Raw genomic sequence first — 24,592 nt, 5'->3', positions numbered from 1 at the left:
CCGGAGCCCAGGACTCGGTGGTGGATTTATGGGTCACCGCCACCACCGCCACCCGTGAGTATCACGACCGCTTCCTGGCTGCGGGGGATGAACTGACCTTGCTGGGCGTGACCGACAGCAGCGGCGCTCAGGCTACAGAGTTGGCGATCATATAAAGTCGATAACAGGGGACAGGGCTTTGGCCTTGTCCCTCCACCTGACGTTGATGCCTGGCTTGCAGGCTGCTTTCGAGGGAAGTGCCTAAGCGGCAGGGGTAATTTTAATGCTTTCGGTCTGATGAGGTAGTGACCCCACCGACCCGGCAGAAATTCGTACTATAAACAAAGACCCTTACACTTTTCTTCCCGCCACTGGCTCAACAACATTTTCCAAATCCACCAGATTCCAGTGCTGCCCCTTGTTTCGGTATATACGTTTTTTTAGGTCGGGATAATCAGCAACATCATGATCTAACCGTTGACCAACAACGATGCATTTGAAGACGTTGTGACCTGTGTTTTTAATGCTGTGTGACTGCCCACCAGCTCTGTATCCAATAAAATCACCCGCTTTTACTGGAAAGACTTCACTACCAATTGATGCCAGCGCCTCGCCCTCCAAAACATAGATACATTCCTCTTCAAAATAGTGCACATGTGGCTCTGTAGTGTCATGGCCCGGTTGTACCTCAATGATATGAAAACCCAATCCATTCAAGCCAGTGAGATCACCTAGAGATTTGTTTACTCTCTGGGCATTGGCATTAAGAAAATGCGTCTTTTCAACTCCCTTATAACTGTCTATTTCTTCTTTTGTGACGATATACCCTTCCATTTGATTCTCCTTTGTCGGCTCTTTTAATCAGTCCTGTCCATAAAACACTATCGATAGCTTCTTAATTATCAGATTAATATATTAGGAAACCTTCGAATAAGTCCATTATGTTCTCAGGATCCTTAGGGAACCTATGGACAAATCCATTCAGCCTCTGGCTTTCAGAGCGATTAGACATCAAGACAACAATTACAGGCATACTGGAATTAACAGGCCTGAAGGTCGAAGAACAGATTTTCAGAAAGTAGTAATAACGTCTCTTTAAAAAGTACCCATAACAAACAAATAATGTATACAATCTGGCAGCAAAAAAATTATTACTGTATAATTTGCCTCCGCTTGGCCGACTACTGGCTTCTCACAATGCTTGGGTTCCCTCGCCCCCAATGACAAAAAGGGTTTCAAATGAATCTTATTAATTCTGCGCAGCAACGTAACGCTCTTATATTTTTAGTTTTTTTTCACCTGCTGGTCATCGCATCCAGTAACTATCTGGTTCAGCTCCCATTTACTGTTTTCGGTCTACACACAACCTGGGGGGCTTTTTCCTTCCCGTTTATCTTTCTGGCTACAGATCTGACAGTACGCATATTCGGTGCCTCATTGGCCCGTCGTATAATCCTGCGGGTAATGATTCCAGCACTCGTTCTGTCCTATGGGTTATCGGTATTATTCTACGAAGGGGTCTACCAGGGCTTCGGCCAGCTGGCAGAGTTCAACCTGTTTATTGCACGTATCGCCATTGCCAGCTTCATGGCCTATATGCTGGGACAAATCATGGATGTCCAGGTCTTTAACAGGCTTCGTCACAACAGTCGTTGGTGGATTGCCCCCAGTTGCTCGACGGTATTAGGTAATGCGTTAGATACCCTGGCATTTTTTGCCATTGCCTTTTATCAGAGCCCGGACCCTTTTATGGCTGAACATTGGACTGAAATTGCCTTAGTAGATTTCGGCTTTAAGTTAACGGTCAGCCTGCTGCTATTCATTCCCATGTACGGAGTATTGTTGAATTATCTGGTCAAGAATATGACGACCTCTGCCCTCCCCGTTAGAGTTCAGCAAGCTAGCTGACTCTGGCTACACCCAACAAACTATATTTCATATTTTGAAATATAACAGTGCATATATATCAATTTACGCAAAGAGCTACTTTGTATTAAAGTAGCTCCATAGCGTAGCACCGTTGCTTTTCGTTAAGAACATAGCTCATTTCGTAACGGTACAGTCTATAATGCAAAGCCTCTCGTACTTTGCCAGACTCTACCTGAGCTGATATGACTGAAGTACTCGATTAGAAATCATGGAATACTGATTCAGAAACATTTCCTCTAATAAGACAAATCAGTTAGCGGTAGACAATTAAATTTTGACGTATTTGCCAACCGGACAGATACCCAATCAGACGGAATATCAGAATGCCTAACAATTATTTCAACACCCTGCCCCTTCGTGAGCAGCTAGAGCAGCTGGCCAAGTGCCGTTTCATGGACATCTCCGAGTTTTCAGACGGCGTTGCCGCACTGAAAGGCAAGAAGATGGTTGTTATCGGCTGTGGTGCTCAGGGTCTGAACCAAGGTCTTAACCTGCGTGACAGTGGCCTGGATGTATCTTACGCACTGCGCGACGCAGCAATCACTGAAAAGCGTCAGTCCTGGAAGAATGCCAGCGAAAACGGTTTTACTGTCGGTACCTATGAAGAGCTGATCCCAACTGCAGACGTGGTTCTGAACCTGACTCCCGATAAGCAGCACACCTCTGTTGTTAATGCTGTTATGCCGCTGATGAAAGAAGGGGCCTGCCTGTCCTATTCTCACGGTTTCAACATCGTTGAAGAAGGCATGAAGATCCGTGACGATCTGACCGTTATCATGGTTGCTCCCAAGTGCCCAGGCTCTGAAGTACGCGCAGAATACGTACGCGGCTTCGGTGTACCTACCCTGATCGCCGTTCACGAAGACAACGATCCAAAGGGCGAAGGCTTGGCACTGGCTAAAGCATATGCTGTTGGTACTGGTGGTCACAAGGCTGGCGTCTTGATGTCTTCCTTTATCGCTGAAGTTAAGTCTGACCTGATGGGTGAGCAAACGATCCTTTGTGGAATGCTGCAGACCGGTTCTCTACTGTGCTTCGACAAGATGATTGAAGAAGGTATTGAACCAGGTTACGCATCCAAGCTGATTCAGTACGGTTGGGAAACCATCACCGAAGCACTGAAGTATGGTGGTGTTACCAATATGCTGGACCGTCTGTCCAATCCAGCCAAAATCAAAGCTTTTGATCTGTCTGAAGAGCTGAAAGTGATTATGCGTCCGCTGTACAACAAGCACCAGGACGATATTATCGACGGCACTTTCTCCCGCACTATGATGGAAGACTGGGCTAACGATGACAAGAACCTGCTGGGCTGGCGCGCAGAAACAGCGGAAACTGCTTTTGAGAAGACTCCGGCTGGCGATGTTGAAATCTCCGAGCAGGAATACTTCGATCACGGCATCCTGATGGTTGCCATGGTTAAAGCCGGTGTTGAACTGGCCTTCGAAACCATGACTGCTGCCGGCATCATCGCAGACTCCGCTTACTACGAGTCACTGCATGAAACTCCGTTGATCGCCAACACGATTGCCCGTAAGAAGCTGTACGAGATGAACGCGACTATCTCCGATACTGCAGAATACGGCTGCTACCTGTACAACCACGCTTGCCTGCCACTATTGGCCGACTTTATGAAGGACATCAAGACCGACGTTATCGGTCGTGGTCTGGCGGTTGACGACAATGGCGTAGATAACGCTCGCCTGATCGAAGTGAATGAAGCGTTGCGTTCACATCCTGTTGAAGCAATCGGTGCGACTTTGCGCGGCCACATGGCTGACATGAAGAAGATCGTATAAGTCGTCTTCATGTTAACTGCCTGTATATAGCAGTCTGAAAATGGCTGCCTGCAAATGACAGCCTGAAAGAAGTCGCAGGCAGGACAGGCCAAAAAAGCCGGGACTCAGATCCTGGCTTTTTTATGTCCATGGATGGACTGTATGCTGAAAAGAGTCTTACTCCACTTGCCTGCGACTATCGCAAAATCAATAAAACTTAGCGGTCCGATACTATGACTACTCATTTTCCTATTCGATTAGAAAAGCTGACCGTTCAGTTTGATGAGGGCTTTCTGCTCAACGGTATCGACTGGCAAATCGAAGCCGATCAGCACTGGGTGATCACCGGCACCAACGGCGCTGGTAAGTCCGCACTGGCAGCCGTGCTGGCCGGTGCTGGCGAGAACCTGTCGGGAAGTATCAAAGGCCTGCCTGCGCGGGTCGGGGTAGTGTCTTTTGAAGCCCAGGCTGAGTTGATCGAAGCCGAACGAAAGAAAGACGATGCGGATATTCTCGATGTGATTTCCGAAGGTACACCAGTCAGTGAGATTCTGTTCGACGACTGTGCCGATCCGGATACTGCGACTGAGCTGGTAACCCAATTCGGGCTGGAGTACCTGTTGGACCGTGCTTTTCGTAAGCTCTCTACTGGTGAGTCACGTAAGGTCATGCTGATCCGAGCACTATCCAGTAAGCCTGATCTACTGGTGTTGGATGAACCTTTCGACGGTCTAGATGCCGCAACTCTGTCTATGCTGCAACAATACTTGACCACACTGATCGATAGGGTGCCAATGGTCATGGTACTGAATCGATTTGATGAGTTTCCTGACTTCATCAGCCATATCGCCTATATCGACAACGGTGAACTACAGCATCAGGTACGTCGAGATGATGAAAAATCCTATGCCGAGCTATACCAGCTACTACACCTGAAAACGACAGACCTGGAAGTTCCACCAGCCGACCCCGATACTGAAATCCCCCGTCTGGACAGCCAGCAACCACTGGTACGTCTCAATAGCATCAGCATTAAATATGATCAACTGACACTGATAGACCAGTTGGACTGGACAATCGAGCCCAACCAGCATTGGCAACTGAGTGGCCCTAACGGCAGCGGAAAAACAGCATTATTGTCCCTGATTACCGGCGATCACCCCCAGTGTTACGTTAACGATATTTTCGTTTTTGGTTTTCAACGGGGTAACGGTGAAAGCATCTGGCAGATAAAACAGTTTATCGGTTATGTCTCTACGGCTTTACAGTGGGAATACAGGGTCAGTATTAGCCTGCGTAACGTTATCATTTCTGGTTTCTACGACAGCATTGGACTTTACAGTAAATACACCGATAAACAACGTGACATTGCTAACCAGTGGCTGGCTCTTTTAGGTATGAGTGACCGGGCAGATCAGCCTTTTAACAAGCTTTCCTATGGTGACCAACGGTTGTTGTTGATCGCCAGGGCCATGGTAAAACACCCTCCTCTATTAATTTTGGATGAGCCTTGCCTGGGCCTCGACGATATGAATCGTCAACTGGTTCTCGCATTGATCGAGAAGATTTGCGCAGACAGTGAAACAGCGGTTATCTACGTCAATCATCACCCGGAAGATAAGATAAAGGGAATAGAAAATTACCTGGCTTTAAAGAAACTGTAATATTATTTTCTATTGGGGAGTATCAAATACTCCGGCAAAGTATTGGAGAACACCGGGCAGTCCTGGAGAAGCGGGTAAGTACTTTCATATATTAAAAAGCAGATATTTCATATATTAAAAGCAGATATTTTAAGGCAAAGCCAGTTACTTGCCTCCGAACTTATCCCAATCCTCCAATCCCTGATCGAGCGCTTTTTGCATAAAACCTTCGGCAATCATCTCCTGCACGATCTTGGCTAGTTGACCACGAAGAGCACCGGTATTGCATTTGGATTTATGAGAGATACCCAGATAAAGACCTTCACTGCTGATAGCAGGCTCCCGAACCTCAACCGTATCTGCCACCTTCAGCAATTTCACATAAGCGAGACCCGGGTTTCTTTCATACAGGGCGTAATCGACGCGACCAAAAGATACCATTTTAAAGGCATGTTCAAGACTGGCTACGGTATAGATGTTTAGTTTTTCCTTGGCAAAATTATCAAAATCCTGACCAAAGCTATTGTTGATCACTGTTACGCCACGCAGAGGAATAAGATCATCGCGAGACTTAAAAACAAAATCTCTTCCCTTTTTTCCCCACACGACACTGGTGGTATTAAGAAAAGCAGGATAAACATAATCCATATACTGAATTCGCGGTATCGTATAAAAAGCACCAGCCATCAAATCAATACGGCCAGCCTTCACTTCAACCTGTGCTCTGGACCAGGGGCCAGTATGCTGTAGCTCAATAGGTATACCCAGGCGCCTGCCAATCTCATCCATTACAATTCGATTAGCCCCAAATAACACTTTGCTATCCTGACTTTCACGCCAGAGATAAGGCGGATATTCAGAGTTTCCTGTAGCGCTCAATGATTTGCAGCTGGTAATCTCACCATCAGCCCACGAAAAGCTACACACTAATAACCCAAGCAGAGTACTTCCCAGCTTATTATTGATAACTAATTTGGCCAACTTGAGAACAGTCATCATTTTTGAAGACCTCGAACTAATGAGTGCTAGGTTAGTATAGAAGACTTTTAGAAGATCAAACCAGTCAGATAGACAACTGATAAGATGAAGGAAAGACCTTACTGGTCATTCTCGAAAGTAAGGGTGGATCAAGCCACTAAGACACCTATGGACAAGTCTATTCGGCCTCAGGCTTTCAGGAATTTAATACCTGTCTGTCATTAACCCGTTTTATACCGGCATTTTGCAGACGACGATAAAGGGTTGCCCGGCTAATTCCAAGCGATAAAGCTGCTGCTGAGATATTTCCCAAATTTTCTTCAATAGCCTGTTTAATCAACTCTGTCTGAGCATTTTTGAGTGTTCCAGAGGGGGCTTTCGTATCAATATCAGCTCCATTATTAACCTCAAAACTGCGCCTCCCCGAATTTAGTTCCTCCAAAAAATCCTCTGTCAGATGATCTTCACTAATCAGACTTTCACCCTCCTCCATAAACGCCAGGCTGGTCTTAATCAGGGTCTGCAATTGACGCAGGTTACCGGGCCAACGATAAGATTTCAGTTTGTTTATCAGCAACGGATCGATCTGGATTCCGTGATTGAATCCAGCTTCTATCTGAAGCAAGTGCTCCAGTATTCCAACAAAATTACTTCGCTTGCGTAACGGCGGAATTTGGATTCTCATACCGTTGAGTCGATAATAAAGATCTTCACGGAACTTCCCTTGAGCAACCATGCTTTTAAGATCCCTGTGAGTGGCGCAGATAATCGCCAGATCAACCGGGATGATCTTGCCACTCCCTAAGGGCGTTATACTGCGCTCCTGCAATACACGAAGAAGGCGAGCCTGCATATCCAAAGGCATATCACCTATTTCATCTAAAAATAGCGTTCCTTTGTCAGCCAGCAAGACTTTACCTTTCATCCCCCCACGGCGGGCTCCCGTAAAAGCCCCATCCTGATATCCAAAAAGCTCAGATTCAACAAGGCCTTCTGGAATAGCTGCACAGTTTAAGGCTACAAAGTCAGCACGATTACGATTGCTTTCAGTATGCAGCGCCCTGGCTAATACTTCTTTCCCAGCCCCTGTTTCTCCTGTCAGCAATAAAGGTATCTGATGATTCAACACCTTGACACCTCTTTGGGCAGAACGAGAAAGCACTGTATCCTCAAGGGTCACTCCCGCCAAAGAAATACCTTGATTATGGGCCTTTCGAACCGGCTGTTTCACTTGCTTAGTTTGCGCTTGTTTTAATTGCAACCCTTCGCTAGATTCAGGCTCAGCCGTTATAGCCTCGACCCCGTCCATACCTGATAACAAGCGACCATGTATTTGCAGGTTTTGAGTAGTATGGAGTAACAAAGGTGAATGGACTGACTCTCGACTCAGGTTAATCACGGCAGAAAGTTTTGAACCAAACAGGCTTATAAAATCGTCGCGCTCTATCGCCAGAGGCCCTAACTCCAAACAACGCTGGGCAGCCTGATTCGCTGCTAAAAGCTGTCCATCAGAGGAAAAAGCCAGTAGTCCTTGCCAAAGGCTGCCAACAAACTCTATCCGAGGATGAATCGCGAGGATGACGCTGTCTTGATAGTGATCAAGAAACAGCCGGTGCTCAATTAATCGGGCAGACATACTCACCAGCCCCAGATTGTGGCAACTTCCCAGTACATCATACGATGAGACATCCAGCACTCCGGCAATCTTACCAAATGGATCGTAAATAGGCGCCGCAGAGCAGGAGAAACCACTGATAGCATCTATATAATGTTCGCCGCCACGTACCATTAACGGTTTGCCTTGCTTCAAAACAGTTCCAAATGCATTGGTGCCGGCCCGGGACTCTTGCCAGGATGAACCAGGTAATAGCGAGTAGCGAGAGGCTTTATCGGAAAACTGACTCTCTCCGAGAGTCTTGAGAATCGTTGCATTCGCATCAGCCAACATCACTATGCAGTCTCTTTTACCGAAATGGCGACACAGCGCTTCCATCTCCGGTACCGAACCACTGATCAGGCGATTGTTACGCTCACGTACCTCTCTCAACTCATCTCTGGCCAATAACGGCAGCTCCAGCTTCTGATCAAGCCGCAACCCCTGCTGTAAACATCGATTCCAAGAGGTTTCTATCTCCCGTCTCAATAAGCCCGCAGGCAAGACTCCCTGATCAGTGACCAGTTGGCGAACATGGTGGATTACGGCAGGTGCCGCTTGATTGGATTCTGTTAGATTGGGCTCTGTTGGACTGGAATGCACCGGCATCAGATCGGTCTCCATTATTATTCTGTTTACTGCGCTGATTTTGATGGCTAGCTCTTAATATCTTCCCGCTGGGTCAACCGACGCCTCCATGGCACCAACGAAAATGGTTTTTGAGCCCCTTGAAATCGCGCCCTTTGTCTTAACCACTCCTGAAGCTGTTGTGGATTTAACAGGAATTCTGAGTGAGCCTGGATGCATTGACACACCAACGCACTGATATAGGCCGTTGCTACGCTGGCGCCAATGACTCGTTCATGCCCGGCTCGAACGCAGGCGCCAAAGTGCGCCTGATTTGAAGGGCTCCAGGAGTGTTCTCCCGGCTGGCACCGAGCATCCCCAGTGACCCGAATCACCCCGGGATAGCGGGCTGGATAAACGATCTCACCCATCGCAGGAGATGAGGCCACTAGCACGACACCCGCTTCCAAAGCGCGATCACAAGCCAGAGCCAACGACGTTCGATCCTGACGTAAGCCAAAGCTGAGATTAATAACTTGAACACCACAAGAAACCAGCCAGTCTATGCCCCTGGCCGCATTTTCTGCACTGGTGGCTAAACGACGATCAAAAATACGTGCAATACAAATCTGTACGTTGGGTACTTGATCAACAAGGATCTGAGCCAATGTGGAACCGTGACCTAATAAATCTTGGAAGTCTCGTCTCGACTGGTTTGCTTCCGAAGAAACACCGAAACTTCGCGCCTCAACCAAATGAGAGGTTTGATGAGCAGCAATCCCGGAGTCGAGTAATCCAATTAACGGTCCACCTGGAGACTCCGTTAAAGATCCGGATAGAGTCCTTGAAGCCAGATTGCTCCACTCTCCCCCCGATTTCACAACCCTTATAGTCTTCATTATTCTGACACCAGTTTGTGATTATCAATGCGAAGGACAAAATCCATATCCTCAAGCGTACTTTCCCGATGGCTGATAACCACGATTGTTCGGTTACAAAACAGCTCCTGTACTGCATTGAGAATATGACGCTCGGTATCAGCATCCACCGCTGAAGTTGCTTCATCCAAAATAAGCACATCAGGATTCTGCAACAATGCACGGGCTATTGAGAGGCGCTGTTTTTGACCACCCGAAAGTCTCGCCCCCCTTTCTCCGATCAGAGTTTGCAGCCCATCAGGTAGCTGCTGAAGAAATGAATCCAGACCAGCCTGCTTAACAGCCTGGTTTACCGCATCCGTTGAAGCATCAGGATTGGCATAACGAACGTTGCTTTCAATTGATCCATTGAAAACGGCAACTTCTTGCGAAACCACTACAATTCGCTGTCGCAATTCAGCTAAAGGTAACTCACGCAGATCGATACCGCTGAGCAAAATACGACCTGTGTCCGGTTCATAATAGCGCTGCAGCAAATCCACTAAAGTGGACTTTCCTACTCCTGAAGGCCCAACAAGACCAATACGAGCCCCCTCTGGAAAATGAGCATTGGCACGCTCAAATACGCGGTCACTCTCAGTTCCAGGGTAGCTAAAGCCGATATTCTCTAACCGTATTTCTCCATGATTAATTTTTCCATGGCCACTCTCTCTATGCCTGAATTGTCCATGATTAAACGATCCAATACGGCCTTTAGCTAATGTGTGTCGGCCTAAGTCCTGTACCAAAGGCTGTACTTGAGTTAATGAGCAAACCCGATCTAAGCTGACTTGCAACCGCTGGATAGCCATATAAAGCCCTAGCAGCGTATGCACGGGTCCTACGGCCATGCCCAGATAGGCAGTAAAGGCAATTAAGGCGCCTAATTCCATCTCACCGCGAATTACAGCATAACCACCGATAAGAAAGGCCGCCGCCCGAAAAAGAGTAGTCAGGGTACCGGGGATCGTATTGGCTGCGAATTCCATTACCTGTAGACCAAGTAGCTCCTGTAGGTAGTTTCTATTAAGCCCCTGAAGTTTCTCTGCCTCTCGCCCTTCCGCCCCGACAGACTGGGTAAACTTCATCAAGCCAAATGTCTCAACAAGAAACGAAGAAATATCTGCTGAACGCTCTCTTAGTCGTCGTGTCCGCTTTTGCACCAAAGGACGCATGTAGCGCAGGTAAACCAGTTGCAATGGAATCAACAGCAGCATTCCAAGGGCCAGGTGCCAGTTAAGCCATAACAGCATTGCCACAGATCCAACCAACCCCAGAATACCGCTGACTGCCGAAAACAGGCCGTCTACAGCAAATCGTTGAATCTCGGCTACATCACCATCAAGGCGTGAGAGAATATCCCCTGTTCGGTGCTTACTGTAAAACACCGGTGATAACTTCTGTAAATGTCCATAAACAGACTCCCGCAGCGCAAATAGAATCTGTCCGGACAAACGAGTATGAAAATAGCGATTAATACCTGACAGCAACGTAGAGAGTAAGCCAATAGCCAACAGTATTGCCGCTAGCACTAGTAACCGTTGAAAGTCCCGCGCCAACAAACCCTCATCAATCATCAGCTTGGTTAAATATGGCTGCACCAGTACCAGTAAAGTGGCAGAGACTGAAAGCAGCAGCAACAGCAAAATAGCCCGATAGTGTGGCCGCACAAAACCGAACAACCAACGAATTGCCTGTGAGTTCGCGCGCGGTAAAAGCCCTTCGCTGTCATTCAAACTCTGATTCAAATGGTGATTGGAACCACAATCAGGGCTCAGGCTGCTCTCTGCCATACTGTCCACCGTGCTCTTAAATAGCGTCACTTCATAAGGGCTATTCAATGTCCCTTGCGTGGAACAATGTAATTTTCAATAAAGGCCGGATTCTCTGCCTGGATTCGCGTATAGACCTCAATTCCAAAATCAACCCAATCCCGCATCAAATCGCAATAGTGGTAGGTGGGCATACTAGGATCTTCATAACGTGCATAGCTTTCATGATAACAACCACCGGAACATAGATTTCGAATTCGACAAGTACTACAACCGGTATTAGTGCGATCCAGTCTTTGATTGAGGAACCCGGAAAGTCGCTCACGATCAATCCCCTTCTCCACTGTCCCGAACAGCTCCAGATCAGAACCTGTAAATCGATGGCACAGATTGAGTCCCCCTCCATGATCGACTGCCAACAACGCAACACCTGCACCGCAGGGCAATGCTTTCTTGCTGCCTTCATAAATATCAGTAATAAGCTGGTGCATATTTGAGAAGCCTATGTTGCGATTTTCCAACGCTGCAACCAAATATTGCTGACCCAGCTTTTTCATATTGGTAAAGACTTCAACTAATTCTGCTTCGGTCAGGTTATAACTGGAAATATCACCAGAGGTAACCGGCGCAAAACCAACCTCAGCAAAACCCAAATCATTGAACAAATGATCCCAGATTTGGACAATATCGGTTGTTCCCCGGGTTAAGGTAACCCGGGCTCCCACCGGCCTGCTGCGATAACGGGAGAGCAACATTTTGGCCTTTCGTGCAACAACAGCGTAAGTCCCCTGACCACCTACAGTGATGCGATTACGGTCATGAATAGCCTGAGGACCATCCATACTGATCGATAGTCCAAACCGATGCGCCGCCAGAAACTCAACTATTTCTTCAGTTAATAGGGTTGCATTGGTGGTCATGGTGAAATCAATAGACTTGCCCAATGAGCCTAATCGCTCTTCGGCATAGGCCACCAGCTGCTTAATCAACTGTAAATTACTCAGTGGCTCCCCGCCGAAGAAAACAATGTTATAACGCGGTTCGTCAGGAGATTCCCGCAGCATCATATCAATGGAGTTCCTACCCGTTTCAAAACTCATTTTTTTACCGGCAGAAGGTTTATCCAAATCCTCCTTATAACAGTAGGTGCAGCTGAGATTACATCCCGTATTGACGTTGAGAACGATGGTATTCAGAGGAAAAGTATTGACCTCCTTTACAGCGATTTCCGCTGTCAATGGTCTTCCGTCGGAGACAATCTCCATCGAAACCAGCTCCTGCAAAGTTTCTTTTACCTGCTCTTCGGAATACTGAGATTTAAGCTGTTGCTGGACGTAGTCATAATTCAAATCTGACTTCTGACGGAATAAATCAATCACTTGCCCGGAAAGAGCATCCAACTGAAAAAGACTACTACTGGGGATATGAAACAGCATGCGTTTAGCATCGACAGCAACTTCGTGCAGATTTTTATCTACCAGTTTCAATTGCGTACCCATGGGAACTCCAGTGATATCTGAAAAGGACAAGAATGCTCAAATCAAGTTAGGATGAACTTAAAAACGCTGCTGGAAAGAGGTTTTGGTCCCCTTGCCTGAACAATCTGCGCTCGAACAAAACAGTATTAGTGTTGAGTCACCAACCAGTCTTTCGATTGAGCCTGTGCCTGAGCTTCCAGCCGGAAGCGGGAGTTAGCAGAAATGGGGGAGCAATAAGACTGAACAAGATAGCCTCAAAGAAGCGTAAACTCACGCTATTCGATCTAAGGAGAGGATAAATCATAACTAGTACACTCGCTTTATATTTATTAGTACACGCGACCTATAATGAATTTACCTTAGCACCATAAATGAATAAAATATAGGTCGCTTGTACTATTTTTTAGCAAAAAATGATATTTATCTATAAAACAAAGAACAGAGCATATAGCAGTGCTTAACCGTATAAGTTGAACAGCAGTGACGAATTTAGGATAAAATTCAAACCATTATGTTCTCTTTAGATCAAAGGACTTGTTCATCAATTAGATACGGAAGCTAAGGAACCTGACATTAGTCGAATCATTTATGCGTGAAATTCAGTTACAGGTAAGACCCGGCACGGCAGCTTTTTCCAAAGGCCAAGAGCGAGTGCTGAAAATTCTTCAATCAGCTCGTGATCTGATGATTAGCAGCGGCTACCACAACCTCACATTGCGTAAAGTTGCTGCCGGTGCCGGTATCAGTGTCGGCAATCTAAATTACTACTATTCCAATAAACAGGATTTACTCAGAGATCTCCTTAACAGCGTCATCGAAAGCTACATAGAGGAGTTTGATAAAGTCAGACAGGATGCTGGAGCCTCACCAGAAAAGCAGTTTGTAGCCATTATCCGGTTCATCATTGAAGACTTGGGGACTCAGGAAACAACCCACTTTTTCCCCGAACTCTGGGCCCTGTCCAACCATGACAGCTATGCGGCAGAACGAATGGACGAGCTTTATATCAAGGCCCGTGCAGTACTGAATGATCTTATCTGTATCCTAAACCCGGCACTTAATGAGCAGGATAGACAACAGGTGGCATTGTTTGTCTCAGCCTCCATGGAAGGTTTAACACCCTTCGTCGGCTTTGAAAAACCCTGGTCCAGCCAGCGCTCTAGCATCAGTAATATAGCAGCTAGCAGTTTTTTGCATTTAGTGACAACCATCACTGCCGAAGATATTTCAGGATTAGCTGTTCCTTAATATCTGGAGCCCCTTCGTTCATAGAAGTAAGTACGTAAGTAAGCAACCATCCCTTCACTGTCCTGGGACTTTATAAGGCCATGGTCTTTACATAGGATCAGAACCTTCACAATAGGATCAGGACCTTCAAAAGTGATTCATAATAAAACAACCGTCTCGACTTAAAACACACACAACAAACGCACCACAGCCCCGTTCAACCAACCACATCTAAATAAGCGAATAATTTCAGACAGTTAACTCAGAAAATCCAGCAATCGTATAGCTGGCATGGTTCCTGCGATAGCTCTGTATACCCGATTGAGTCAGCACCTGCAGATTCAGATCGATATAGCTATTAATAAAAACAGTAAAGGCAGAACCTATGAGTACTAACAATTCCAACACAGGCCATTCCAACACAGCCCCCAGCCCTAAGGTGGCGGAATTTATCGCCAGACAGCATAAAATGCTGATTGGTTCAGAATGGACTGAAGCAGTCAGTGGCAGCACACTTGGTGTAATCAATCCGGCAACCGGAGAAGAAATTGCTCGGACCCCTAGCGGTGATGCCCAGGATATTGATCGCGCAGTATCCGCAGCCCGCAAAGCGTTTGAGGACTCAGAATGGAGTCGTATGCGACCCGCTCAACGGGAACGCTTGTTGTGGCGATTGGCGGATCTGATGGAACAGAATATTGAGGAATTGGCAGAAATTGAATCCATCGACAATGGCAAGACAGCCATTGTTGCCCAGCATGTAGATATCACCCTGGCTATTGATTTCCTCCGTTATATGGCTGGTTGGGCAACCAAAATTGAAGGACGTAGCGTAGATATCTCAATACCCTATATGCCAGATGCGGTACTGCACGGTTACACTCGCCGCGAACCGGTTGGGGTCGTTGGTGCAATTATCGCCTGGAATTTTCCACTACTTTTGGCCGTCTGGAAGCTTGGTCCCGCACTGGCTACCGGCTGCACCTTCGTAATCAAACCAGCACAAGAGACACCTCTTAGCATCTTGCGTTTAGGCGAGCTGATTCAAGAAGCCGGTTACCCAGCCGGTGTGGTAAACATTGTCACCGGAGACGGAGCTGTTGCAGGCGACGCACTCGCTAAACATCCGGGAGTTAACAAGCTTACATTCACCGGCTCAACCGAAGTGGGCAAGCTGATTGGCAAAGCCGCAATGAATAATATGACCCGGGTGACTCTTGAGCTGGGAGGAAAATCCCCCGCAATCGTACTGCCCGATGCCGATATAACTAAAGCGGCTGCCGGTGTAGCAACGGGGATTTTCTTTAACTCAGGACAGGTCTGCTGTGCGGGTTCCCGTCTCTACGTCCACAAGAAAATCTTTGACAACACTGTAGCGGACATAGCATCTATTGCAGAAGGAATGACCTTAGGACATGGGCTGGACCCAACTGTTGACTTGGGTCCTTTGGTATCCCAAAAACAGCTGGATCGAGTCTGCGGCTATATTGACGATGGCCTTTCACAGGGTGCAAGTATAGTGACGGGGGGAGGTCGCGCAGGCGATAGCGGCTACTTCGTAAAGCCAACCATATTGGCAGATGTTGACCACAACGCGCGAGTTGTACAGGAAGAGATCTTTGGTCCGGTATTAGTCGCTATACCCTTTGAAGACACTGATGAAGTCATCAGACTGGCAAATGATTCCCCCTATGGCCTGGGAGCCAGCATCTGGTCCAACAACCTTTCAGAAGTCCATCGAATGATTCCGAAGATTCAATCTGGAAGCGTCTGGGTTAACTGTCATACCGCTTTAGATCCTGCTCTTCCCTTTGGTGGCTACAAGCAATCGGGCTTAGGCCGGGAGATGGGGGCAGAAGCTATAGAGCATTACACTGAAGTAAAAACAGTCTTGATGTCTGTCTAGTCGACAAAATTTGTGAATACGTTCGTTTAACAGAGCTTGGTATCTACAGATGCCAAACTCTGTTCAGCTAAATAATTCAGCGGCCATTTCCATCGAAGTTTCCAATACAGCCCTCTCTCTGACCGTACTGGCACTATGATGATAATACAGACGAATATCAAAGCTAATGTCCCAACTTTCATCCCCTGCCCTGCACAGTTTTCCATCGGCCAGATCTGCAACAATTGATGACTTTGGTAGCCAGGCAAAGCCCAGTCGTTCCACCACCATCGATTTTAACGTATGTGAAAAAGCGTTCTCATAGCGCCTGGAAAGATAACATTGGTGCTGCTTATCTACTCTTAACTAGGTGTCCGACAAATCGGGGTAAAACCAAACCCTATATGTTGTGGCAGGAAATCAATGATGCCAGTCTAGCGGTGATGCCTGGTTGCTCTCACAACGCGCATCTGGAAAACGCCCACTTGTTTAACCATATTCTATTTGATTTTCTGACCCAGGAGTAAACAACGAAAAAAGGGCCTTTGCTAACAACAAGGCCCTGTTTTATGACGAACTTTATTAAGAACTTTTAGACTAGCGTCTAAATACCTGAGCGGTAGTGATAGCCATATCACCTCCCGGTAATTTGATACTCCCCGTCTTTTCCAGGCTATCTGCATCATAGATAGCAACATCATTAAAAGTACCAGCCAAGTACACTCTGGTACCCTTGTCATTCATTGCAATACAGTAGTAGGAGTGATCAAGAGGTGCAGCATTGATCATCTCTTTTTTACTGATGTCATACTTAGCCAGGCGGTTAAGAACCCCATAGACGATATTGCTGTCAGCAGGGTTTCGCATACCTGTAAAGTATATTTCAGTGATCGGCCCGAAATCGATACTCTCTGCCTTCCCCGTTTTCAGATCAATCGTGTGGAATCCATAAATCCATTCCGCAGAATTAAGATCCATGGTCTCATCCTGAAAACGAGCTGTTGTATAGAGACTCAGGAACTCGTTATTGGCAGTATCCATTGGCCAGGCGTTAAGTACATCAGGCGCGGCATAGAGAGGTCGCTGCCAGTTTCGATTAGCCAGGGCGACTGTTTTCTCTCCCGTGTTAACATCCACTGCATAGAAGTCTTCACCAGCCATCAACAGGGTTCCATTTTCTGCTACCGACATCACCGTGACTTGCCGTGGAGCCGGAAAACTCCTTATAGGCTTGGCATCCAGACCACCTTTCGTGTCATACACCGCCAGTCTGGGTTCTTGGATACGATAATGATCCTTATTCAGTAAGGTTGGATTTTGAATGGTGTAGAGTTCCTTACCATCAGGACTCACCGCAAATGAGAAAATACTTTTTACTCGCTCATTACCGTTGGACTGACGGGCAGTAAATACGACATCACAGCTATCCATATCAATGCCGTAAATATCTTCATAGTGATTATTAAGTACGTAGGCTGTCTTATGATCAGGCGATACTTTAATAGCGCCAGGTCCAAAATCATCAGGCAACTGACAGGTTTTCATTACCTTCTCTGTTGCAAGATCAAGCACATGAAGGTTGTTGGGATAATTCGTCACCAACATATATTCATTACCTACGACGAGACGCTGATTAGTCTTCGCTTCTACTGACTCAGAAACACCTCCAATCAATATACTCAAGGAAAACAAGCTGACCAGAGGAAGGACCAATCGACCATTCTTTTTGTTTTTCAGTGTTATCAAGTTCATGATTTTCTTCCTGCTTGATTAGTCTTTGCTCTTAGGGAACACATCACCCAGGTTACGCCAGTTCTCACCCGCACTCGGTGCATCTTTATTCCAATCAGGATAGGTATTCATCATGTCAGGGACCTGTGCGGGCCACCAACAGGGATCTGCACAACCATAAAGATCCGATTCCATCGGCTGACACAAAGAAGTAACCGAGCCAAAGGCATCAATCTCCCAGCCAGGATCAGTCGTTGCGGTGCAGCCTGCAACACTTTGCATGGCAATGACTTCATCGACTTGATTGTCTGTAGCGGCTTTGCTTAAAGCGTCAGCCTTCTGATTAACAGGTTTCAGGTGTTTCATAACTATCGCCCTCCTGGACGAGATACCGAGATAGTAGAGCTGAGCGCTCGAATACCACCTCAAATCTTAATCTTTTATGTTGAAACGTTAGTTCAGAGCACTTGTGGTTAAAAGCATGCTTCTAAGATCATGCTTCTTAGGTCATTCCCTTAGGGTTATGCCTAAAGTGCCTAAGGCAGCGGAGGGTTATTCCAGCGTTGCACGGTTACAATCAACTGTCCTTCAGCTTGCAAAGTAGTGTCTCCATCTGTCAATTTGGCGACTACCTTAAGATTTCCCGCATTATTGGTGGACATGCGTCGATCCGGATTGGGACCTGCAAGCGCGGGACTAAAAACACCACGGGTTGCATCCATTGTTCCAGCAAAACGAGTGTCTTTATCGGCCTTAGCCGCTTCATCAAAAGGCTCTACATGCCAACTCGCCGGGATAAATCCAATTCGAAGATCATCATCGGTTCCAGCTTTGCCATCCAGCCCCGGAGCCCAGGCTTCAGCTTGAAATGCAGAAGTGACCTTGGGTGTTGAACCTCCATTGCCACCAACTCTTGCCACTGAGAAATTCGGTACAACCTGGATGCTGGCTATTCGATCATAAACCTGTAGATCTCCCCCTTTGCTTTTCCCTACAGTTACAGATCGGCCACCCAGTTTTGCTTTTGTATCGGCACGGACTTCAACAAGTATTTTGTTTTTGCCCTTTTCAAGCACTTTACTGATCTGAATATCCTGACCTAAAGAAAGTTTGCCTTTAAGATTATTGCCCACAATGGTGAGTTTTTGCGTCTCACCCGCTTTGATATAGCTCGGTTGAACTGTCAATATTTGATTGGTAACGCCAGTGTCTTTCAAAGCACTAATATCCATACCCACTTCGTCATGGAGCGCCTCAAACATGCGTCCTTCAAGGCGGCTGCCATCTTTACTGGCGGCAAAGACCTGGCGCATAGCAACACCCGCTATATTAAGATTGGCTCGCCACTCATAGCCTGTGTAGACAATCCCCTGACCACGACCTTTAAATGCAGTCCCGTCGGCATAAGATCCCATTAACTCCAACTGATAGCCTTTCTCATCAGAACCGGTAATAGACATGGAACCTTCAACATCCCCTCTACCTGCTGCGCTACCGGCAAAGCGCCAGCTTCCTGCAAGAGAAGGCTTTTGTGCGCTTTGCCAATCACTCCAGACCTTGGACTCTAAAGGAAACTGTTTTGCCAGTTGAGGCACCATGCTGTTCAATGCACTCCCCAACCAATCACGATCACGACCCATAGCCTGATATTCAATGGTCGGCCACTGTCCCAAGTGAAAGTGCACTAAATGCTCCCATTCGGAAGCAGGACGGCGTTGCAACGCGACGCGAGCGCCGGAGTGACAGCGAGCACATATCTGGGTAAATTCTTCAGATTCAAAACTCTCCTGGGTATTAAGCCGACGCTCCATGGCATAACGGAAACCTGTCGTCTCTTCTGGAGCCAAGCCCTGACGATCAGCCAGATACTTAACTAAAGTGCGGCGATCATTATCGGAAATAATTAGTCCGTGCATCACCTGCATTCGAGCGATACTCATCAGCCAACCTTCCGGTGTTTTTCGCTGATGACTTATTCGGCTCCACTGGGGTGCGGATTTTTGCCCTTTTGACTGCGGTAGTGCCGATGAGCCCTCATCGGTATGACAGGATAAGCAACTGTTACGAACTATTTGTTCAGCATCTGCTTCTGCTGAAGCCTGAATCGGTAATAACGATGCTACTGCTGTAGCAGCACCAATCACCCAAGGTAAGAGTCTTGTTATTTTCATCTAGGCCAGACCTCCTTCTTATGCTTGTTGTCGGAACCAGCCTGATGCCAGCCCATTACAATCCAACCTGTATTTGGTATAGCAAGGAGCACGCCAATTAAATTTATTGTTTATTTTCAAGCGATTAATTAACAATCATGCCAATTAGGACTGTCTCAAGACAGAAGCAGTTGACTAAAAATGAGACAACTGTCCGAGATAAAAGGAGGGCAGCTTAAGGTAATGAGGTAATGAGGTAATGAGGTAATGAGGTAATGAGGTAATGAGGTAATGATAAAGGCTATCCCTGGAGTCATAAGTCCCAAATACAACGCCCTGTGGATAAGAACCTGTTCATTAGAAAAAATCCTGTGACTGAACCCAGCGATAAACTTGCTCAGCTTGCTGGCGGCTAAAACCCAGCACTCTCTCAAGCTCACCAGTAGGATTATCCGGTAAAGCTGCAAGCACCTTCATAACAGAGGCCAGCTCAATACCTTGCAGATGCCATATCCCCAGGGGTTGATCAGGTGTAACCAACACTTCGACCATTCGAATCATTCCTTGATCAACAACCGGGCGATGTTCAATACGCCAACTTCCCGGCTCGACAGTGGCATGGACTTCTTGCGAGTCAGGCCAGGCACTGCGTAACTGCCAGAACGCTTGATTCGCCCAACCTGTTTCCATTTTATAGAAGTCTCGACCTATACGAGCAAAACGATAAAACAGAGTCGAAACACGATCCTGATAAAACTGCTGAGCGATCTCCACGACGCCAGAATCTTTTAATAAACTATTCACTACGGCTGGAGCGATGAGCGCACTGGAGAGAGCTTGGAAGATACCATTACCTGACAGCGGGTCTACGGCCATAGCGGCATCCCCCACTCTTATCCAGTTCTTACCTATGACCTCACTATAAAGCACCGAAGCACTGGTTCGAGCCAGCACCTGATCCGTAGCAACGGCATCTTCGATAAAAGGAACCGCCTGCTTTAAGTGACGAAATCGAGCTTCACAGAAACGTGGAAGTTCCGCTTTTGATGGCAGCTCAATGCTCTTGGCATCAAGGGTTAGCTGCAAATATCGACGGCCATCCTTTCCAGCAGCCATCCAGGCCCAACCCTCTTCAAAGCTTTCCACGGCAGAAAACGGCTTTTTACAGGGTCCTTGCCAATATTGCAGCAACGAAAGCGTATCGGGTCCTTTGGTTTTTGTAATACCCATAGCCGGAGCACTACGCCCCCGGGCTTCGACCATAAAGCGGCCAGTTAACTGATGGTTTTGCCCATTATTTTGAAGGCTGAGGCTCCAACCATCTTCATCCTCCTTAATGGAGCTCACCCTTGCTTCGAAAACTTCAACACCTCCTTGTCTCAGATCCTCCAGGATTGCCAGATCAAATCGCTGTCGATCGACCAGTGTTTCCTGATTGGCACTGCTGGAACTGCCATTCCAGGTCACCTGTCGTGAAGAAGCCTCAGGAAGTGTTGCTAAAGCACGGTGCAATCCAGCCCCCCGCAATCCATCGATAACCCGTTGCGAAATACCCTCCATTGCCGCAAACGGCCGAGACTCCGTTGCCAAGCCAACACGGTAGCCCAATTGCACTAAACCCAAGGCCGTCGCTGCACCCGCAGGGCCACCGCCTAGAACCATGATATCAAGCTGGGAGGTATCCATTAGCACCAATCACATAAGCAAAAAAAACAAATCTATTTTACTGTAACTACACACAGAGGCCATTCATACTGGTTTTCTGACCTTAAGCATCATCATAGGTTAGGCAACAATCACGCCAAGACCTAGTCCAGTATTCCTGGCGATTAAGGATAAGATTACGGCTCAGAACGATACAGTTGTTTCAGTTTCATACGGACAGCTGTATCAAATCCTAGACTCCATTACATCGAATTTCACCAGCCAACACTCAGTGATATGGGATCTGGTTCAGCAAAGAGGAAAATCAGATATAACTTTTGCAAAGTTTCATCGATAATTAGCCTGAATTTTTTCAATAACACCTTCTACAATCAGCTCATCCAACGCTTTTTGAATAAGCACTATTGTCTTTGGATTCGTTTCCCGATTGAAACCAAACCACCCTTGCCCCTGTTCGGTGAGTGGGTAGACCAGGCTGTACTCAGATGAGTCGATATTGTTATCCCGCATTAAAAACAACGCAGTGCCATAAGAATAGGAGATTGCTTCGACCCGATCTTTATCAAGCATTTTGATCAAAAGTTCCCCAGTAGGATGATAGTCAATAAGTTCTGATGAGCCCGCTTTGTCTAAAAAATAATGTTCCCCGGAGTCTGATCTGACTACACCTAATTTTCCTGAAGGGATTCTTTGGTTAATTTGCTCAATAGATTGAAAGTTAAAGTTCTTTGATTTTTTTGCAATGATTCCAATAGGGGTAATATTGATAGGACCTACCCATTTGAACAGGGACTCTCTCCCTTCCGTTCTACTCATGGCAAACAACGCGGTTCCTGGGGTCGATTCCAGTATCCTGTACGAGCGAGCCCATGGCAGCACTTGAATATCATCAGCAGAGGCTTCTATTCCAAGCTTCTTCCATATTTCCACCAGAACCTCTACAAATATTCCTTTTCTGAGTCCGTTTTTCGTGTAATTCAGTGGTGGGTATTCCTCAGTCATCCAGGTAATTTCTTGAACAGTTTGACCGGAAGCGATAGAAGAGATCAGCAGTGATAGGCAGATAAAAAGACTTCGGAGAAATATCATGTTTAAACCACGATGATAGTAGAGATTCCTTTGTCCGTTGATAAAGCGTCCTTCTAACAATGACAATAAGCCCCTAGCCCTTCCAATCAAGAATGCAGGAGCGACACATCTGGAATAATTGTAGTTGAAAAGAGGCTGTTAGAAAGCAGCCAGGTTGGTGACTAGCAAAAGCGGCCTTGCTTAGAAAGCTAAGTAAGCGCTCTTGAAGCACTCAGTTTTTTGCAAATTACATTCACTGCTGCTGAAATCAAATTCCAGTACGGTATGGGGGTCAGGGTATAGGGGAAGGCGATTTGCTGCCAACGGTTAGCTTTTATCTCTATTTTTGGAGATTACACGAGAAGTGTTGATCTACACCCTTCTGAACCGCGGAGCAACCACAAAACCGCCGGAATAAACAGGTTCGCTCTAAAGCGGCCCAAGTAACCTTGCTTCATAGCACATCAAATAATCAGGGGCCGATTTAGCCATCAGCAAAGACTACAGCGCGCTTTGACTAATGATTCATAACAAAGAGTGCCGCGCCAAGCAAAGTTACTCGCCCGGCGGGGCGAAATAAAACGATCAACAACACGTATTAATCCAAGATGGCCTAAAACTTTTCGGCAATAATAAGCACAAAAAAGTATTAATCGAATCTTAGAAGTAGAGCTTTAATATTAGATACCCTGTAGGTCTTACTATTGAACAGCCCTATATATCAAAGACTTAAATAATTATCACTTAATATCTGATCACGACCAGCACACACAGGGACTGGACTACGGGAGTCAAGCTACATGAGTATCAAAGGGGTATATAAGATTCTGGTCAAAATATAATCTCTCTGATAATCCTCTAGCCGCCTCCTAGTTCAGGTGGTATTCGTTGTAGTAAGCACAGCAACGAAGCACCTGAAAAAGGAGACGACCATGACACTTTATTGCGGAATTGACCTACATGCCAACAATAGTGTGATTTCGGTAACGGATGATCACGACTGTGTACAGTATGAACAACGCCTCCCCAATGATCTGACCACGATCACTGAATCACTTTATCCATTTAGATCCGAGCTTTTGGCCTGTGTTGTGGAGTCCACCTACAATTGGTACTGGCTAGTCGACGGCCTAATGGATGCGGGTTTTGATGTGCGCCTTGCACACACTGGCGCCATTCCACAGTACACCGGCATTAAACACAGCAATGATGAAAGTGATGCCAGACACCTGGCCCACCTACTGCGGCTTGGTATCTTGCCTGAAGGTTACATCCAACCCCGAGAGCACCGTGCAGTACGGGATTTATTACGCCGACGCATGTTGTTGGTGCGGCAGAGAACACTGCACCATCTGAGTTTGCAAAGTCTGATTGCTAGACATACGGGTGAACGCCTCTCTGCAAATCAGATCAAAGCACTGGATAACGAGGCTATTGCGAATAAACTGGCCGAGCCCATTCGTTTAGGCGGACAGATCACCCTCGCAGCAAAGTGTTGGCTAGACCGTGCGATTGGTAAATTAGAACTCGAGCTGCAAAAGCACTTAATACCTTGTCAGAACTATCAGTTATTGAACAGTATTCCTGGGGTGGGCGCTATTCTGGCTTCGACCATTGCCTTGGAAACCGGACCCATCCAACGTTTTTCCAGCCCAGGTCACTATGCCTCATATGCACGGTGCGTAAGTACCGAAAAGATCAGCAATGGAAAAATCAAGGGTCGGGGCAACAAGAAGAATGGTAATAAATACCTGGCCTGGGCCTTTATGGAAGCTGCGCATTACAGTGCAATATGGAGTCCAGAGATCAAGCGCTTCTACCAAAAACGAAAAGCAAAGCGTCATATTCTTGTCGCCAAGAAGACCGTAGCGAATAAGCTGGCTCGGGCCTGTTTCCACATGCTGAGCAAGCAGGTACCTTTCGAGGTAAAGCGAGCCTTTGGATGAGTATTGCCGTGGTGGATGGCGGAAAAGGGGATGGCTTAAAGCCCAGAGGTTCTGATTGCCGCTGCCACGGCATCCCAACAATGCAGGTTTGACTGAAACGCCTCGTACATGAGCCCTAATGAGGTTGGCATTGAAAGATAGCCCAGGTTCTGTATAACGAACTGGCCATGCACGGGCACTGTGAATTTTCTGGAGCAGCTCCGCTGCTTGGGGCAGGTAATGAAA

The 24,592-nt window shown here is 46.8% G+C and carries 18 protein-coding genes and 1 pseudogene; 6 read left to right on the top strand and 13 right to left on the bottom strand.

Going from position 1 to position 24,592, the window contains the following annotated elements:
- Positions 1-330: 330 nt before the first annotated feature.
- Positions 331-813, bottom strand: coding sequence for a cupin domain-containing protein (locus BGP75_RS23015; protein ID WP_076721267.1), 483 nt, complete (start codon positions 811-813; stop codon positions 331-333).
- Positions 814-1,218: 405 nt separating this feature from the next.
- Here BGP75_RS23015 and BGP75_RS23010 point away from each other — a divergent pair, with 405 nt between their 5' ends.
- The 3 genes from BGP75_RS23010 (at position 1,219) to modF (ending at position 5,350) form a co-directional block, all read left to right on the top strand.
- A complete protein-coding gene (locus tag BGP75_RS23010) occupies positions 1,219-1,887 on the top strand; it encodes a 7-cyano-7-deazaguanine/7-aminomethyl-7-deazaguanine transporter (protein ID WP_076721266.1) in 669 nt (222 codons plus the stop codon).
- Positions 1,888-2,231: 344 nt separating this feature from the next.
- The gene (ilvC, locus tag BGP75_RS23005) at positions 2,232-3,707 is read left to right on the top strand and encodes a ketol-acid reductoisomerase (protein WP_076721265.1); all 1,476 of its coding nucleotides are present in this window, start codon (positions 2,232-2,234) and stop codon (positions 3,705-3,707) included.
- A gap of 212 nt (positions 3,708-3,919) precedes the next feature.
- A complete protein-coding gene (gene modF / locus BGP75_RS23000) occupies positions 3,920-5,350 on the top strand; it encodes a molybdate ABC transporter ATP-binding protein ModF (RefSeq protein ID WP_076721264.1) in 1,431 nt (476 codons plus the stop codon).
- Between the two features lie 144 nt (positions 5,351-5,494).
- Here modF and BGP75_RS22995 read toward each other — a convergent pair whose 3' ends face one another.
- From BGP75_RS22995 to peaB, 5 genes are all read right to left on the bottom strand, one after another.
- A complete protein-coding gene (locus BGP75_RS22995; RefSeq protein WP_233153012.1) occupies positions 5,495-6,328 on the bottom strand; it encodes an ABC transporter substrate-binding protein in 834 nt (277 codons plus the stop codon).
- A gap of 175 nt (positions 6,329-6,503) precedes the next feature.
- A complete protein-coding gene (locus BGP75_RS22990) occupies positions 6,504-8,585 on the bottom strand; it encodes a sigma-54-dependent Fis family transcriptional regulator (RefSeq protein WP_083705000.1) in 2,082 nt (693 codons plus the stop codon).
- A 32-nt stretch (positions 8,586-8,617) separates the two neighbouring features.
- Positions 8,618-9,427, bottom strand: a complete 810-nt coding sequence (locus tag BGP75_RS22985; protein WP_083704999.1) for a S8/S53 family peptidase — start codon at positions 9,425-9,427, stop codon at positions 8,618-8,620.
- Positions 9,427-11,238, bottom strand: a complete 1,812-nt coding sequence (locus BGP75_RS22980) for an ABC transporter ATP-binding protein (RefSeq protein WP_083704998.1) — start codon at positions 11,236-11,238, stop codon at positions 9,427-9,429. The genes BGP75_RS22985 and BGP75_RS22980 overlap by 1 nt, the downstream gene beginning before the upstream one ends.
- Before the next feature lie 44 nt (positions 11,239-11,282).
- Positions 11,283-12,716 carry a quinohemoprotein amine dehydrogenase maturation protein gene (gene peaB, locus BGP75_RS22975; RefSeq protein ID WP_076721263.1) on the bottom strand — a complete coding sequence of 478 codons (1,434 nt, stop codon included), beginning with the start codon at positions 12,714-12,716 and terminating at the stop codon, positions 11,283-11,285.
- Positions 12,717-13,283: 567 nt separating this feature from the next.
- Between peaB and BGP75_RS22970 the strand changes: the two genes are divergently transcribed.
- Together BGP75_RS22970 and BGP75_RS22965 are read left to right on the top strand one after the other, a co-directional pair.
- A complete protein-coding gene (locus BGP75_RS22970) occupies positions 13,284-13,943 on the top strand; it encodes a TetR/AcrR family transcriptional regulator (RefSeq protein ID WP_076721262.1) in 660 nt (219 codons plus the stop codon).
- A 364-nt stretch (positions 13,944-14,307) separates the two neighbouring features.
- Positions 14,308-15,828 carry an aldehyde dehydrogenase gene (locus BGP75_RS22965; RefSeq protein WP_083704997.1) on the top strand — a complete coding sequence of 507 codons (1,521 nt, stop codon included), beginning with the start codon at positions 14,308-14,310 and terminating at the stop codon, positions 15,826-15,828.
- A 63-nt stretch (positions 15,829-15,891) separates the two neighbouring features.
- On the opposite strand, the pseudogene BGP75_RS22960 reads toward BGP75_RS22965, so the two are convergent.
- The 6 genes and pseudogenes from BGP75_RS22960 to BGP75_RS22935 form a co-directional block, all read right to left on the bottom strand.
- Positions 15,892-16,149, bottom strand: a pseudogene (locus BGP75_RS22960) (LysR substrate-binding domain-containing protein); the annotation flags it as partial.
- 255 nt (positions 16,150-16,404) lie between these two features.
- Positions 16,405-17,559, bottom strand: coding sequence for a quinohemoprotein amine dehydrogenase subunit beta (gene peaD, locus BGP75_RS22955; RefSeq protein ID WP_076721261.1), 1,155 nt, complete (start codon positions 17,557-17,559; stop codon positions 16,405-16,407).
- 18 nt (positions 17,560-17,577) lie between these two features.
- Complete coding sequence (gene qhpC, locus BGP75_RS22950; RefSeq protein WP_076721260.1) at positions 17,578-17,904, bottom strand: quinohemoprotein amine dehydrogenase subunit gamma; 327 nt, start codon at positions 17,902-17,904, stop codon at positions 17,578-17,580.
- A gap of 170 nt (positions 17,905-18,074) precedes the next feature.
- Positions 18,075-19,709, bottom strand: a complete 1,635-nt coding sequence (peaA, locus tag BGP75_RS22945; RefSeq protein WP_076721259.1) for a quinohemoprotein amine dehydrogenase subunit alpha — start codon at positions 19,707-19,709, stop codon at positions 18,075-18,077.
- A gap of 336 nt (positions 19,710-20,045) precedes the next feature.
- Positions 20,046-21,374 carry an NAD(P)/FAD-dependent oxidoreductase gene (locus tag BGP75_RS22940; RefSeq protein ID WP_076721258.1) on the bottom strand — a complete coding sequence of 443 codons (1,329 nt, stop codon included), beginning with the start codon at positions 21,372-21,374 and terminating at the stop codon, positions 20,046-20,048.
- Positions 21,375-21,680: 306 nt separating this feature from the next.
- Positions 21,681-22,442 (bottom strand): ABC transporter substrate-binding protein, encoded by a 762-nt coding sequence (locus BGP75_RS22935; protein WP_076721257.1) that lies wholly within the window; start codon positions 22,440-22,442, stop codon positions 21,681-21,683.
- A 911-nt stretch (positions 22,443-23,353) separates the two neighbouring features.
- Between BGP75_RS22935 and BGP75_RS22930 the strand changes: the two genes are divergently transcribed.
- A complete protein-coding gene (locus BGP75_RS22930) occupies positions 23,354-24,367 on the top strand; it encodes an IS110 family transposase (RefSeq protein WP_076721256.1) in 1,014 nt (337 codons plus the stop codon).
- Positions 24,368-24,402: 35 nt separating this feature from the next.
- Here the strand turns inward: BGP75_RS22930 and BGP75_RS27520 are convergent.
- Positions 24,403-24,592: hypothetical protein (locus tag BGP75_RS27520; RefSeq protein WP_233153010.1), on the bottom strand; the 190-nt coding region annotated here is incomplete at its 5' end.

This window comes from Motiliproteus sp. MSK22-1, from assembly GCF_001968815.1.
Taxonomy (GTDB): Bacteria; Pseudomonadota; Gammaproteobacteria; order Pseudomonadales; family Balneatricaceae; genus Motiliproteus.
This window is presented reverse-complemented; position numbering and strand designations above follow the sequence as displayed.